Annotated in this window: 14 protein-coding genes; 6 read left to right on the top strand and 8 right to left on the bottom strand. The window is 63.7% G+C overall.

Translation table 11 applies throughout. From position 1 onward, the window contains the following. Positions 1–294: 294 nt before the first annotated feature. Positions 295–1,506: an NAD(P)/FAD-dependent oxidoreductase gene (locus tag AAFX91_RS30885; protein WP_394569125.1), complete on the top strand. Its 1,212-nt coding sequence runs from the start codon at positions 295–297 to the stop codon at positions 1,504–1,506. Positions 1,507–1,681: 175 nt separating this feature from the next. On the opposite strand, the gene AAFX91_RS30890 is transcribed toward AAFX91_RS30885, so the two are convergent. Then, positions 1,682–2,464, bottom strand: coding sequence for a class II aldolase/adducin family protein (locus AAFX91_RS30890; RefSeq protein ID WP_394569126.1), 783 nt, complete (start codon positions 2,462–2,464; stop codon positions 1,682–1,684). Between the two features lie 368 nt (positions 2,465–2,832). Here AAFX91_RS30890 and AAFX91_RS30895 point away from each other — a divergent pair, with 368 nt between their 5' ends. After that, positions 2,833–3,765 carry a 2-dehydropantoate 2-reductase gene (locus AAFX91_RS30895; RefSeq protein WP_394569127.1) on the top strand — a complete coding sequence of 311 codons (933 nt, stop codon included), beginning with the start codon at positions 2,833–2,835 and terminating at the stop codon, positions 3,763–3,765. A gap of 165 nt (positions 3,766–3,930) precedes the next feature. Here the strand turns inward: AAFX91_RS30895 and AAFX91_RS30900 are convergent, their stop codons facing one another. The 5 genes from AAFX91_RS30900 to AAFX91_RS30920 all read right to left on the bottom strand — a co-directional run bounded on the left by AAFX91_RS30900 (position 3,931) and on the right by AAFX91_RS30920 (position 8,305). Then, positions 3,931–5,571: a lysine--tRNA ligase gene (locus AAFX91_RS30900; RefSeq protein ID WP_394569128.1), complete on the bottom strand. Its 1,641-nt coding sequence runs from the start codon at positions 5,569–5,571 to the stop codon at positions 3,931–3,933. Between the two features lie 193 nt (positions 5,572–5,764). After that, positions 5,765–6,637, bottom strand: coding sequence for a transporter substrate-binding domain-containing protein (locus tag AAFX91_RS30905; protein ID WP_130577683.1), 873 nt, complete (start codon positions 6,635–6,637; stop codon positions 5,765–5,767). 122 nt (positions 6,638–6,759) lie between these two features. Further along, positions 6,760–7,350, bottom strand: coding sequence for an SCO family protein (locus AAFX91_RS30910; protein ID WP_282532505.1), 591 nt, complete (start codon positions 7,348–7,350; stop codon positions 6,760–6,762). A 99-nt stretch (positions 7,351–7,449) separates the two neighbouring features. Continuing rightward, positions 7,450–7,644, bottom strand: a complete 195-nt coding sequence (locus AAFX91_RS30915; protein ID WP_394569129.1) for a hypothetical protein — start codon at positions 7,642–7,644, stop codon at positions 7,450–7,452. A 196-nt stretch (positions 7,645–7,840) separates the two neighbouring features. Continuing rightward, on the bottom strand, positions 7,841–8,305 hold the full coding sequence (locus AAFX91_RS30920; protein WP_130577663.1) for a hypothetical protein: 465 nt from the start codon (positions 8,303–8,305) through the stop codon (positions 7,841–7,843). A 278-nt stretch (positions 8,306–8,583) separates the two neighbouring features. On the opposite strand from AAFX91_RS30920, the gene AAFX91_RS30925 reads away from it, so the two are divergent. Both AAFX91_RS30925 and AAFX91_RS30930 read left to right on the top strand, forming a co-directional pair. Beyond that, complete coding sequence (locus AAFX91_RS30925) at positions 8,584–10,242, top strand: FAD-binding dehydrogenase (protein ID WP_394569130.1); 1,659 nt, start codon at positions 8,584–8,586, stop codon at positions 10,240–10,242. Positions 10,243–10,452: 210 nt separating this feature from the next. Next, positions 10,453–10,803 carry a RidA family protein gene (locus tag AAFX91_RS30930; protein ID WP_130577661.1) on the top strand — a complete coding sequence of 117 codons (351 nt, stop codon included), beginning with the start codon at positions 10,453–10,455 and terminating at the stop codon, positions 10,801–10,803. Positions 10,804–10,901: 98 nt separating this feature from the next. Here the strand turns inward: AAFX91_RS30930 and glk are convergent, their stop codons facing one another. Both glk and AAFX91_RS30940 read right to left on the bottom strand, forming a co-directional pair. After that, positions 10,902–11,870: a glucokinase gene (gene glk / locus AAFX91_RS30935; protein WP_394569131.1), complete on the bottom strand. Its 969-nt coding sequence runs from the start codon at positions 11,868–11,870 to the stop codon at positions 10,902–10,904. Between the two features lie 196 nt (positions 11,871–12,066). After that, positions 12,067–12,522 carry a CBS domain-containing protein gene (locus AAFX91_RS30940; protein WP_130577659.1) on the bottom strand — a complete coding sequence of 152 codons (456 nt, stop codon included), beginning with the start codon at positions 12,520–12,522 and terminating at the stop codon, positions 12,067–12,069. A 178-nt stretch (positions 12,523–12,700) separates the two neighbouring features. On the opposite strand from AAFX91_RS30940, the gene AAFX91_RS30945 reads away from it, so the two are divergent. Then, positions 12,701–12,994, top strand: coding sequence for a hypothetical protein (locus tag AAFX91_RS30945; RefSeq protein WP_394569132.1), 294 nt, complete (start codon positions 12,701–12,703; stop codon positions 12,992–12,994). A gap of 91 nt (positions 12,995–13,085) precedes the next feature. Continuing rightward, a complete protein-coding gene (locus tag AAFX91_RS30950) occupies positions 13,086–13,535 on the top strand; it encodes a universal stress protein (RefSeq protein ID WP_394569133.1) in 450 nt (149 codons plus the stop codon). The last annotated feature ends 77 nt before the right edge of the window (positions 13,536–13,612 follow it).

The raw sequence follows: 13,612 nt of genomic DNA on the forward strand, positions 1-13,612 counted from the left end.
GCTTCCTCCTAAAAGAAAGCCTTGAATCACGTTCAATCTGATTTGAGAATCCCAAGAGTCCACACGGCCTAGAGCGTGATGATTTTTCTTCGAATCATCATCTCGCTCTAGCTTTTTGTTTGAGCATGATCTCCGCGCAAACGCTTCGCCTTTGTCGCGAGGGAAAACCGGTCTCCACTTTTCCGGATCATGCGCGAGTACGGAAATGCGCCGGCTCGCCCGGCTTGATTGCCGTGTCGGTTCAGGACAAGCTCACTGACGGAGCTCGGAGAAGCGACGGCGCTCGGAGAGGAAATGGCGCGCATTATTGTCCTCGGTGCGGGATTCGCCGGCCTCTGGGCTGCCATCGGCGCTGCGCGCAAGCGCGATGAGATCGGCCGGATGGCCGAGGTCGAGATCCTCGTGATCGACCGCAATCCCTATCACAACATTCGCGTTCGCAACTATGAAGTCGACCTAAGCAAGGCGGCGATCCCGCTTGCCGAAGTGCTGGACCCTATCGGCGTCGCTCATGGGGTTGCCGAGGTGCAAGCGATCGATGCGGTCAAACAGCAGGTGAGCGTTGTAACGCGCGACGGCCCGGAGGTTTTGACTTACGATCGGCTGGTATTGGCGCTTGGCAGCGAACTGGCGCGTCCGGCGATTCCCGGCCTCGCCGCCAACAGCTTCGACGTGGACACCTATGCGGCTGCCGTCTGGCTCGACGCACACCTCGCAGCGCTTGGCGCAGCGGCGCCATCGGAAGCGCGCTCCACAGTGGTCGTGGTCGGCACCGGCTTCACCGGGATTGAAGTCGCAACCGAGATGCCGGGCAAGCTCGATCGCGCCGGCATCGCCGGCGATCGACGCATCATCCTCATCGACCCCAATCCCGCGGTTGGCGTCACGATCGGCGATAACGCCCGCCCGGTCATCAATGAGGCGCTCTCGGCGCTCGGCGTCGAAACGCGGCTGGGCGTGACGGTTGCCGCGCTCGACGCAAATGCCATCACGCTCAGTTCGGGGGAGATCATTCCCACACAAACAGTCGTGTGGTGCGCGGGCATGCGCGCAAGTCCGCTGGCTGAGACGCTGGATGTCGAACGGGACCGATATGGTCGCGTCATCGTCGATCAATTCATGCGCGCAACTGGTGCAATGAATGTCTTTGCCGCCGGCGACGTGGCCTGCAGTTTCGTGGACGGCATCCACGCCTCCGTGATGTCCTGCCAGTTCGCCCGGCCGATGGGCCGCTTCGCAGGCCACAACGTCGTCGCCGACCTGTTCGGGCGGACGATGCTGCCGCTACATATCGATTGGTATGTCACCGTGCTCGATCTCGGCGCGTGGGGGGCCTTGTACACGGAAGGATGGGATCGCCAGGTGCGCACCAGCGGGGCCGCCGCCAAATTGACCAAGCAGACGATCAATCACGTGCGAATCTATCCGCCGCGGACCAGTGATCGTGCAGAGATCCTCGCGGCTGCGGCGCCAACGCTGCAGGCGCCGCCGGCCGTGCGATCGTAAGCCTCGGACTCGGACGCATCGCGCGATGATGCCGTCATTGCGAGCCAACGGGTCGGCGCGTAGCGCCGCCCGATGACAGGCTCCGCGAAGCAATCCATGCCTCCACTTGCGGAAACATGGATTGCTTCGTCGCTTCGCTCCTCGCAATGACGGCTAGATGCAGGCGCGAACAAAACTACGTCGCGTAGTCCGGCTCCTTGCGGTCCAGCATGCGCTTCAACGCATCGAAGTGGCGCTGCGCCGGGCTTGGGCCCTTGTAGAGACTGCTACCGCCGATATCGCGCATGGTCTTTTCGACCACGGGAGCAGGCAGCTTCTTCAATGGCTGTCCGGTCCACATCGCGTAGATCTGCACCTGCGCGGCGCGCTCGATGTAATACAGCCGATCATAAGCCTCCGCGACGGTCTCGCCGACGGTCGAGATGCCGTGGTTGGCCATGAATAGAATGGTCTTCTCGCCGATCACCTTCGCGAGCCGCGCGCCTTCGGCGGGATCGAGCGCCGGGCCCGTATATTCATCGTCATAGGCGATCTCACCGGCCATGCCGACTTCGGTCTGCCCGATCTCCTTGATGCGGGGATCCTCGAGCCGGGTCAGCGCGCTGGCGAAGGGCATATGGGTGTGGAACACCGCCTTCGCCTGCGGCAGCGCCTTGTGGATCGGCGCGTGGATGCAATAGCAGGAGCGCTCGACCTCGCCCTCGCCGCGCTTGATCTCGGCATCGTCGATGCCGACTTCCATGAAGCAGGAAGCGGTCACCTCCGACCAGTGCGTGCCGAACGGAATCTGGTAGTAGCGATCGCTGTGGCCGGGCACCACGAAGGTCAGATGGTTGAAGATGCCTTCGCTGAAGCCCTGGATGAAAGCGAGCCGGTGCGCGGCGGCAAGATCGACGCGCGCCTGCCACTCCGCGGCGCCTTGATCGGTAAGCGTGTCCGGTGAAACCCTGAACTGCATGTTGATCCTCCCTTGCGCCCCTCTGCTGGCGGCTTGTTATTGGCGCAGTCTAGCTCAAATCGCCGTCGCTCCGCTTGAAATTACCGTGCACCAACTATCCCGATTTCGCAGGGCGCGACGGGCTGCGCGATGCGAAGCAGTAGGGTGGGCAAAGCGTAGCGTGCCCACCTCTTCTTGCACCGCTCTTGAGGGTGGGCACGCTGCGCTTTGCCCACCCTACGCGATTCATCCCGATTTCGCGGGACGCGCGCGGTGCATTGGCGGCAGTTGGCAGCATGTTTTCGATAGAACAACGCGGCAAGACACAGTTTGCGTTGGCAATGCCGGCAACGTTCGCCCTACAGTGAGGATGAGGAGATCTGTCTCGGATGACTGCTGGCACTGAAAGAAACCCCGATCGCAAGACCATTGCCATCGTCGGCCTCGGAAGCATCGGCGGCATCATCGCCGGCCTGTTGCGCGCGGCCGACCGGCACGATGTGATCGCCTGCGTCAGGCGGCCGCTCGATCGTCTCGTGGTCGAGCGCGCGGAAGGCACAATCGATGTTCCGCTTCGCGCCCTGACTGATCCGCAGCAGGCCAACCCGGTGGACTGGGTGTTGTTCTGCACCAAGGCGCAGGACACGCCTTCAAGCGCGCCGTGGCTTGCAAAACTCTGCGGCGCCGGCACGCGAGTCGCGGTCCTGCAGAACGGCATCGGGCACAAGGAGCGGCTGGCGCCGCTGGCCGGGCACGCGACGATTGTTCCTACTCTCGTCTATTACAACGGCGAGCGATTGGCGCCGGACCGCGTTCGCTTCCGACGTGCCGGCGACTATGAATTTGCGGTCGCAGCCGATGCCGACGGGCGAGCGTTCGAAGCCCTGCTCGAAGGAACTGACATGCGGGTGCTGTGCAGCGACGACTTCGCCACGCGCGCCTGGCGCAAGCTCCTGATCAACGCGGTCGCCAACCCGATCACTGCGCTGACGTTGCTGCGGCAGGCGGTGTTCCGGCGCGAGGACGTCAAGACGCTGTGCCTTGCCATCCTCGAAGAGGCAGTTGCCGTCGGTCGAGTCGATGGCGCGCGCCTGGATGCGGACGAGGCCGAACGAACGCTGGCGACGCTGCTGACCTATCCGCCCGACGCCGGCACCTCGATGTATTTCGATCGCCTCGCCGGCCGGCCGTTCGAAGCCGACGCGCTCACCGGCGCGATCGTCGCAGCGGGCGAACGACATGGCGTGGCGACGCCGCTCAACGGCCTCCTGCTGACGCTGTTGCGCGCGACCAGCGACGGATTGCGTGATGCGAAGCGGTAGGGTGGGCACGCTGCGCTTTGCCCACCCTACGCATTCTGCGAGAAACAAGCCAGACGCGTAGCCCGGATGGAGCGAAGCGTAATCCGGGACAGAAGAAGTTGCGGCGGCCCGTGAAGGTCCCCGGGTTGCGCTTCGCTCCACCCGGGCTACGGCAGGCGTGCCATTCTACGACGAGCGCGCCAATGCGCCGTCGATCATGTCGACGGCGTTCTGGATGCCGTAGACCGCGACGAAGGAGCCGAAGCGCGGGCCTTTCTCCTGGCCGAGCAGGACCTGGTAGAGCATGTTGAACCAGTCGAGCGAGACGCCGGGGCGGCCGTCCTTGCCCTTCTTCACGGGATCGAGGAACGGCTCGCGGCGGCCGATCTCGTAGACCACGTTCTGGATGTCCTCCGCGGTCGAGTCCGCCGGCATGTTGGACAGCGCATCACGCAGGTCCTGCAACGCCGCACGCTCGCTCTCGGTCGGTTCGCGGAATTGCTTCGAGGGCGCGACGAAGTCGCGGTAGTAGTTGATGGCATAGCCGACCATCGCATCCAGTTTTGGATGGCTCTCGGGCGTCACGCCCGGGCGATAGCGGCCGATGAAGCCCCACAACGTCTCGGCATTCTCCGCATTCGACGACGACACCAGCGTCAAGAGAAGCTGGAAGGTGACGGGCATGTCCACCTTCGGCGGATGGCCGGAGTGGATGTGCCAGACTGGATTCTGCAATTGCTGCCGGGCTTCCTGGCGCGGGAAGGCGTCGATGAACTGCTGGTATTCGTCGACATTGCGCGGGATCACGTCGAAGTAGAGCCGCTTTGCCGCCTTGGGCTCGCGGTACATGAACAGCGACAGCGATTCCGGCGAGGCATAGCGCAGCCATTCATCGATGGTCAGGCCGTTGCCCTTCGACTTCGAGATCTTCTGGCCCTTCTCGTCGAGGAACAGCTCGTAGTTGAAGCCTTCGGGGGGCGTGCCGCCGAGCGCCGAGCAGATCTTGCCCGACAGCTTCACCGAATCGATCAGATCCTTGCCGGCCATCTCATAGTCGACGCCGAGCGCATACCAGCGCATCGCCCAGTCCGGCTTCCACTGCAATTTGCAGCGGCCGCCGGTGACGGGGACCGTGACGCTCTCCTTGGTCTCGGGGTCTTCATAGGAGATCGTGCCGGCCTTGGCGTCATGCGCCGTGACCGGCACGTAGAGCACGAACCCGGTGCGCGGGCAAATCGGGAGGAACGGCGAATAGCTCGCGGCACGCTCCTCGCGCAACGACGGCAACATGATCGCCATCACCTTCTCGATCCGCTCCAGCATCCGAAGCAGCGCGGCGTCGAAGCGGCCCGAGGTGTAGTAGTCGGTCGAGCTGGCGAATTCGTAATCGAAGCCGAACTGGTCGAGGAAGGCGCGCAGCCGCGCATTGTTATGCTCGCCGAAGCTCGGATGCGTGCCGAAGGGATCGGGCACCTTCGTCAGCGGCATGCCGAGGTGCTGCTCCAACAGTTCCTTGTTCGGGACATTGTCCGGCACCTTGCGCAGGCCATCCATATCGTCGGAGAAGGCGAGCAGGCGCGTCTTGATCTTGTCCTCGGTGAGCACGCGGAAAGCGTGGCGCACCATGGTGGTGCGCGCGACTTCGCCGAAGGTCCCGATATGGGGCAGGCCGGACGGGCCGTAGCCGGTCTCGAACAGCACCTCGTCCTTCGGAGTTTTTTTCAGCCGCGCGACAATCGCTTTCGCCTGCTCGAACGGCCAGGCGTTGGATTGTTCGGCGAGCGCACGCAGATCGCTCGGGCTTGCGGCAAGGTCGGTCACGGACATTTAAACGAACTTTCTCCGAGATAAGAAAAACGGCCGGTTTGATAGCATAACCGTCATTGCGAGCGAAGCGAAGCATGTCTCAACAAGCGGAGAAATGGATTGCTTCGCTCGCAATGACGCGAAGAAACGTATGGTGGGCAAAGCGAGGCGTGCCCACCCTACGAATCCTACTACGAATCCTGCGACATCTGCGTCAGAACGGGCTGACGGAAAAATAGCGCAGCCACAGGTCGGTGTAGCGGCCTTTTTCCCAGAGCCGGAACAGGGCCCAGTTCAACGCCTGCCGGAGCAGGTCGTTGCCCTTGCGGACGGCAATGCCGATGCCCTCGCCGAAGAAGCGGCTCTCGACGAACGGGCCGCCGGAGAAGGCGCAGCATTCGGCCGAATCCGTGCCGTTGATCCAGAACGCGAGCGCGATCGCGTCGCCGAAGATGAAATCGACCTCGCCGCGGCGAAGCGCTTGCCTGAGCGCATCGTCATTGGGGTAGGCGTGGAGCTCGGCGTCGGTGAACATCGCCTTCAGATAGGCTTCATGCGCAGTGCCGCCGATGACGCCGACCTTCTTGCCTTCGAGATATTCCGGCCGCACTTCCGGCAGCACGGCGTCGCGCCGCGACGCGAAGCGGGCCGGCGCGCGGTAATAGGGATCGGAGAAATCGACCCTTGTGCGCAATTGCGGCGTCACCGCCATCGAGGCGATGATGGCATCGCCCCGGTTGGTGGCGAGCGCATCCACCAACGTCTCGAAACGGCGCATCTGGATGGTGCAGGTGACCTTGATCTCCTCGCAGATCGCCCGCGCCAGGTCGACGTTGAAGCCGGCCGGATTGCCGTCCGGACCGGTGAAGTTGAACGGCGGATAATCGGTCTCAGTCAGGAACCGGATCACAGTGATGCGCGACAGGTCCGGCCGCTCCGGCCGCCGCCGCGGATCCCAGAAGCCGGGCACTGCCTGCGGCGCCGCCTCGACAGGCGGCTTCGGCGGCGGAGTTTGCTGCTGTGGGGTTTGTGCATTCGCCGCGCCGCTACAGACAGCCAAAGCCGCTACGACGAGCCATCCGGCCATGGCGCGGATAGCACGGGAGATGTCGAGCGGGGCAGTCTGATCGGACATTTGGCCGGGCAATGTTGCGGAATTGGACGGCCTTATAGACCATCCGGGGCATGATGCGAGGGCCTAGTGGCAATTCAAAGATAGCGCTTGAGGTCGGCCGCGGCCTCTTCCGGCGTGCGCTTGAGGTTGAAGGGGGAGACGAACTTGCCGTCGCGATCCATCAGATAGATCAGCGCGGTGTGGTCCATGGTGTAGTCGCCGTCTTTCAGCGGGACCTTCTTGGCATAGACGCGGTAGGACGACAGCACCTTGGCGATGGCATCAGGGGCGCCGGTGAGGCCCTTCAAATGCGGGTCGAAGCTGGAGAGATAATCCTTCATCGCCCCCGCGGTGTCGCGCTCCGGATCGACCGAGACGAAATAGGCGTTCACTCTGTCGGCGTCCTGGCCCATCGCCCGCAGCACTTCGGAAATCTCGAACAGCGAGGTCGGGCAGACGTCGGGGCAATGGGTGAAGCCGAAGAAGATCAGGGTCGGCTTGCCCTTCAGGCTCTTGTCGGTGACGGTCTGGCCGGCCTGGTCGGTGAGCTGGAATGGGCCGCCGATCGCCGACGGCGCGGTCATGCTGCGCAGGCCGCCCATGGTCCAGAACAACAGCAATAGCCCGACCGCCAGGCTGCCGGCGAAGGCGGCCACGATCACAAGCGGGCGGGAGGTCCGATCCATGAAAAAAATCCTTTCGGCCGTTTATTGTTTGAGCATCACCTTACCGGGAAAACCGGTGCCCACTTTGCGCTGGCGCAGCCCTCCGGGTCCGGGTCATGCTCAGAAACAAGCCGACACGCCGGCCGCGATGGTCTCGAAGAACACCGCCGTGCCGTAGTGGAACCAGAGCGCGCCCGCGCCCAGCACCATGAGCGCGCCCAAGCCCGCAGCGCCCCAGGCAATGGCTGACGCCACCTTGCCCTGTGCCGAGGCAGGCGCGGTCATTCCATGCGAGGCGGAAACCGGCTGAACCATGTCATTGAAATAAGCTCGGTTCCGCCGCCCGGCAAGCGCAATGCTGCGGCGCGCCGTCACATCGTGCGGAGGGAATTACGGAGCTATCGCCACTCGTCATGCCCGGGCTTGACCCGGGCATCCACGTCTTCCTTCACATCAAAAACGTAGATGGCCGGGTCAAGCCCGGCCATGACGGCAGAGGACGACCGCGCCCCTAGCGCGATCGGTTCGCGGAGGCCTGGGCGTCGAGGTAGCAGGGCCGGAACATGGCCTGCAGGGCCTTGCCGCGCAGGAAGATCATCCGCGGGGTGAGGCCGCCGCGCGAGGCGATCCAGCGGCGGATCGAAGCCGGGTACATCGAGTACAGCATCTGGGTCGCTTCGGGATTGGTGATGGCGCGGCCGTTGGCGCCGAAATCCCAGGCGGCGTGAAAACCGAGATTGGCATGCGAGGTGACGCAGATCCGACTATGGGGAACTGCGCCGAGCACGATGGTGCAGGCCGACGCGCAGAGGCCGTCGATGATGACGGTTTCGCCGGAACTGCGAAGGCCTTGATATCTGTCGACGTAAGTGCCGATCCTGCCGCCCCGATCGTCGGCGATCCGTACCACCGCATGCGAAACCCCCATGCCCGCCAGCAGGAGAACCGCCGCGAGCAACCCCGTCATCAACTTCATGGCCTGCCCCAGTCGAATATCGAATCTGTTGGTTTTCAGTGATGCAAGACTTCGGCCAGCGTGTTGCGAGGCCGGATTTTTGTCCAGCCGTCACGGGTCGGTCAAAACAAATTCAAATCGAGTGTTGCGCGCACGCTGCAGTTTGCGGATGAAAGATCCCATACTGGAACAACCTTACCGTGTCCTCGCGGAACAGCCGCCACAAGCGAGCCCGATTCGCCGTTGACCGCGCGCGTACGCACAGGTCTCATTCACAGGGAACTCGGGGGAGGAAAGAAATGGCTGAGGATGTAGACGTCATTGTGGTCGGCGCAGGTTTGGCAGGCCTTGTTGCCGCCACAGAGATTACCGATGCGGGAAAACGCGTCATCGTGGTCGAGCAGGAAGGCGAACAATCGCTCGGTGGCCAGGCGTTCTGGTCGTTCGGCGGATTGTTCCTGGTCGATTCGCCGGAGCAGCGCCGGCTCGGCATCAAGGACTCTCACGAACTCGCGCTGCAGGACTGGATGGGAACGGCGGGCTTCGATCGTGACGAAGACCATTGGCCGCGGCGCTGGGCGGAAGCTTACGTCGCTTTCGCCGCCACCGAGAAGCGCGACTGGCTGCGCGCGATGGGCCATCGATTGTTTCCGATCGTCGGCTGGGCCGAGCGCGGCGGCTATGACGCAATGGGCCACGGCAATTCAGTGCCGCGCTTTCACGTCACCTGGGGCACCGGGCCCGGCATCGTCGAGCCGTTCGCGCGCCGCGCGCGCGAGGCCGAGAAGAGCGGCCGGCTGATCTTCAAATTCCGCCATCGCGTCGATGCGCTACAGGTGACGAACGGCGCGATCGACGGCGTCACCGGCGTGATCCTCGAGCCGAGCAATGTGGAGCGCGGCAAGAGCACCTCGCGCAATGTGGTCGGCGAATTCTCGCTGCGCGCGCAAGCGGTGATCGTGGCGTCCGGCGGCATCGGCGGCAATCATGACCTCGTGCGGCAGAACTGGCCGAAGCGATTGGGCGAGCCGCCGAAGCACATGATCTCCGGCGTGCCCGAACATGTCGACGGCCGCATGATCGGGATCACCGAGGCGAGCGGCGCGCGGCTGATCAACCGCGACCGGATGTGGCACTACGTCGAGGGCATCCAGAACTGGTCACCAATCTGGCCGAAGCACGGCATCCGCATCCTGCCCGGGCCATCATCGATGTGGTTCGATGCGACCGGACGGCGGCTGCCGGCACCGCTGTTTCCCGGCTCCGACACGCTCGGGCAACTGCAATACATCATGAGCACCGGCCATGATTATTCCTGGTTCATCCTGACCCAGAGCATCATCAAGAAGGAGTTCGCGCTCTCGGGCTCCGAGCAGAACCCCGACCTCACCGGCAAGAGCTGGCGCATGACGATCAAGCGCGCCACCAACAAGGGCGCGCCGGCGCCGGTGGAAGCGTTCAAGACAAACGGCGTCGACTTCATCGTGCGCGACAGGCTCGAGGATCTGGTCGCGGCGATGAACCAGCTTTCCGGCGAGAACCTTTTGAAGCTCGATCACATCCGAACGCAGATCGAGGCGCGCGACCGCGAGATCGCCAACGCTTACGTCAAGGACGCGCAGGTGATGAACCTGCACAATGCGCGCAAATATATCGGCGACCGCCTGATCCGCACCGCCGCGCCGCATCGCATCCTCGATCCCGCGCATGGACCGCTGATCGCGGTGAAGCTCAACATCCTGACCCGCAAGACGCTCGGCGGATTCGAGACCGATCTCGATGCGCGGGTGTTCGGGAGTGACGGCGAGATCATCAGGGGACTCTACGCCGTCGGCGAAGCCGCTGGCTTCGGCGGCGGCGGCATGCACGGCTATCGCTCGCTGGAGGGGACCTTTCTGGGCGGCTGCCTGTTCTCCGGACGAAACGCGGGACGCGCCGCGGCGAAAGCCGTGCGATAAATCGCAGTCCCGTAGCCCGGATGGAGCGAAGCGCAATCCGGGATTCTTCGATCCACACATCGAGTTGCCCCGGATTACGCGGAGCCTGTCATCGGGCGCGCATTCGCGCGACCCGTTGGCTCCATCCGGGCTACAAGAGACCATAAGAGACGACTCGCCAGAGCTTGACCGCTGCGCTAGGTAGTCACCGCCAATCAACGGGAGAACAATATGACCATTCAGCGTTTTGAAACCGGGCCGCGGATGAGCCAGGTCGTCGTGCATGGCAACACGGTGTATCTGGCCGGCATCGTCGCCAACAAGACGGCCGGTGAAAGCGTGACGAAGCAGACGGAGGAGATCCTCTCGATCATCGACGGCCATCTGGCAAAGGCCGGCACCGACAAATCGAAACTGCTGACGACGACGATCTACATCACCGACATGAAGACGTTCGGCGAGATGAACGCGGTGTGGGACCGTTGGGTGTCGCCAGGCAACACGCCGGCGCGCGCTACCGTCGAGGCCAAGCTGGCGGCGCCCCAATACACTGTCGAGATCATGGTGACCGCGGCGAAGTAAGCGCCCATTGCACGAGAATGGCGATGCCGATCGTTACGTGCGGCCGGCATCGCGCACTTCGTTGAGCCTGATCGAGCGACTTCCATTGTCGAGTCAGCCTATGCGGCCATGACGTTCGTCTCGAAGAACGCCTTGAGCCCGACAAAAGTCACATCGGGCCGGGTGATGACATGGACTGGAATCTCCCGCAGATAGGAATCGAACCGCCCCTTGCTGGTGAAGCACGGACCAAAATCCGATCCCGCCAGATGATCGACGAAACGAGGCACGATGCCGCCGGCGATATAGACGCCGCCGCGGGCGCCGAAGGTCAGCGCCAGATTGCCGCAGACCATGCCGAGCATCGCGCAGAACATGTCGAGCGCCGCCCGGCTCGTCGCGCAACTCCCGTCAAGCGCGGCCTGCGTGACCGAGGCCGCATCGCGCGCGGGCGCGCCGGCGCCGTCGATGGCGTTCAAGGCGTCATAGAGGTGGGTGAGGCCGGACCCGGATAGCGCACGTTCAATCGAAACGTGGCCGAAGCGCCCACGCAGGTGATCGATCACCCGCTCCTCCCGTTCCGAAGTCGCCGGCAAGGTGGCATGGCCGGCTTCGGTGATGATCGCCACGGGCGGCTTGCTCGACGGAACCAGACAGGACGCGCCAAAGCCGGTCCCCGGCCCAACCACGAGCATGGGAGCGCCGGCGACCGGAGTGGGGCTGCCGAGCGACACCAGGTCGGAAGCTCCCAGAGCCGGGAGCGACCAGGCCAGCGCCTCGAAATCATTGAGGAAATGCGCGGCCGCGAAGGCGAATTGTTGGCGCAGGCTGGCCGCATCGAACATCCACGGGCTGTTGGTCAGCACCACGCGGTTGTTCTCGATCGGGCCCGCGATGCCGAAGATCGCCGCAGTGGCAACGCCGCCCGTCGCGTGGCGGGCAAGGAAGGCGGCGATCGCCTCCGCCGAGGTCGGATAGTCGGCGACCTTGACATGTTCGATGGGGCCGATCTGACGACCCCTGACGAGCGCGAAACGCGCATTGGTGCCGCCGATATCGGCGAGCAATGCTTGGCTGATCCCGGTCATTGCCTCCGTTCCTGTCAAGCTGCGGTCGGTGCGCGGATGCGTCCATCAGTCGTTTGCCGGTTCCGATCCGCGTCCGCCGGTTGGCGGCGATGATATCCAAGTATCACCGAGCGGCAGCTTTGGGAATCGGCCGCTGCATGGGTTGATCAACATAAACCAGGCTGGAATGCTGCGTATGGCCGCGGCCGCGCTTTCGTCAGTGTTGTCGGCTCAAACAGCGTTCGAGCGCGATGAGCAACTGCGTACGGCCAACGATTCCGATGGGCTTGCCGTCGCGGACCACCAGCACCTGCGAGATCTGATGTGCGTCCATTCGCGTGACGATATCGTCGACGGTTGCCGTTTCATCCACGCACACGGGATTCTGCGTCATGACGGCGTCGACCCGCAGCGCCTGCGTCTGCTCGTGCATGTGTTGTCCCTCGGCTCGTCCGAGCAGCCATTCCAGCAAGAACCCGGCAGGGCCGGTCACGCCAAGCTCCTGACGGTGCAGGAAATCGCCCTCGGAGATGATGCCGACCAAAGATCCATCGTCGTCGATCACAGGCAAGCCACGCTGACTGGTTTCCAGGAGCAGGTGGACGGCATCGAGCAGCGGCGCGTTCGGCTTTATGGTGGCGAACCAGGTTCGCATGACATCCGTTGCCAGCATTGTTTCTCTCCAACAGGCTCGGGTCCGGTAGCGTGCACTGGGAAGCGGGCCGGGCCTTGATATGCGTCAAAATGACGACGGCGCCCACTGACCTGGATCAATACGTCGATCGACCGTTGTGCTCTTATAGCGATGTGCAATTTGTGCCGATCGCCACCAATTGTGGGGGAGAATGACGATGTTCAAGAACCTGCTGGTGCTTATCCCTTCCGAACGTCCCGCGCGGCCGGTGATTGACGGTGCCGTGCTGCTGACCATGGCGTACGGCGCTCACCTCGACGCGCTGTCCGTCGCCTACGAGACCGCCAATGTTCCGATCGCCGCGGCAGGCGGCGCTGCGGTCCATGATCGTCGAAGAGACCCGGCAGCGCGCACTCGAGCGCGCAGAGGCCGCGATGCGCGTTTTCGAGGTCGAGGCGAAGCACGCAGGGATATCGTATACCTGCCGCACGATGAGCGCGACACCGCGTGAGGCGCTAGCGATCGCTGGCGCCAGCGCTCGGCTGCATGATCTCACCGTCGTCCTGCAGCCGGAACCCGAACGCGATACGTTCGACAACGACATGCCGCAGGAAATCCTGTTCCAGTCAGGCGGCCCGGTATTGTTCATGCCCTATACCTTCCGCGGCGCGTTTACCGCGCGGCGTATCGGGATTTGCTGGGACGGAAGCCGCCTCGCCGGCCGCGCGCTGCGGGATGCCATGCCGCTGCTGCGGCACGCTGACGCGCTCACCATCATTTCCATCGGCAATCCAGGGGCGATTCCGGACGAAGCGAGCCCGCAGCGCCTCGTTGAGCATTTGGCGCGGCTTGGGCTGCCGGCCAAGATCGTGGCCTTCCCGGCCGCGCACTCCGAAATCCAGCCCACCATCCTGTCCGTTGCGGCCGACGAAAGCCTCGACCTGCTGGTGATGGGCGGCTACGGGCATTCGCGGCTGCAGGAACGCCTGCTCGGCGGCGTCACCCGCGAGATGCTCCAGTGCATGACGGTGCCGACGCTGATGTCGCATTGAGCTTTAGGCCGTGTGGACAGTTACCTTATCCAGAGCAGAGTGGCGGCAATGGCGACGACGGCGAAGTAGTTTCGCGC

This window comes from Bradyrhizobium sp. 31Argb (genome assembly GCF_043638955.1).
In the GTDB taxonomy this organism is placed as follows: domain Bacteria; phylum Pseudomonadota; class Alphaproteobacteria; order Rhizobiales; family Xanthobacteraceae; genus Bradyrhizobium.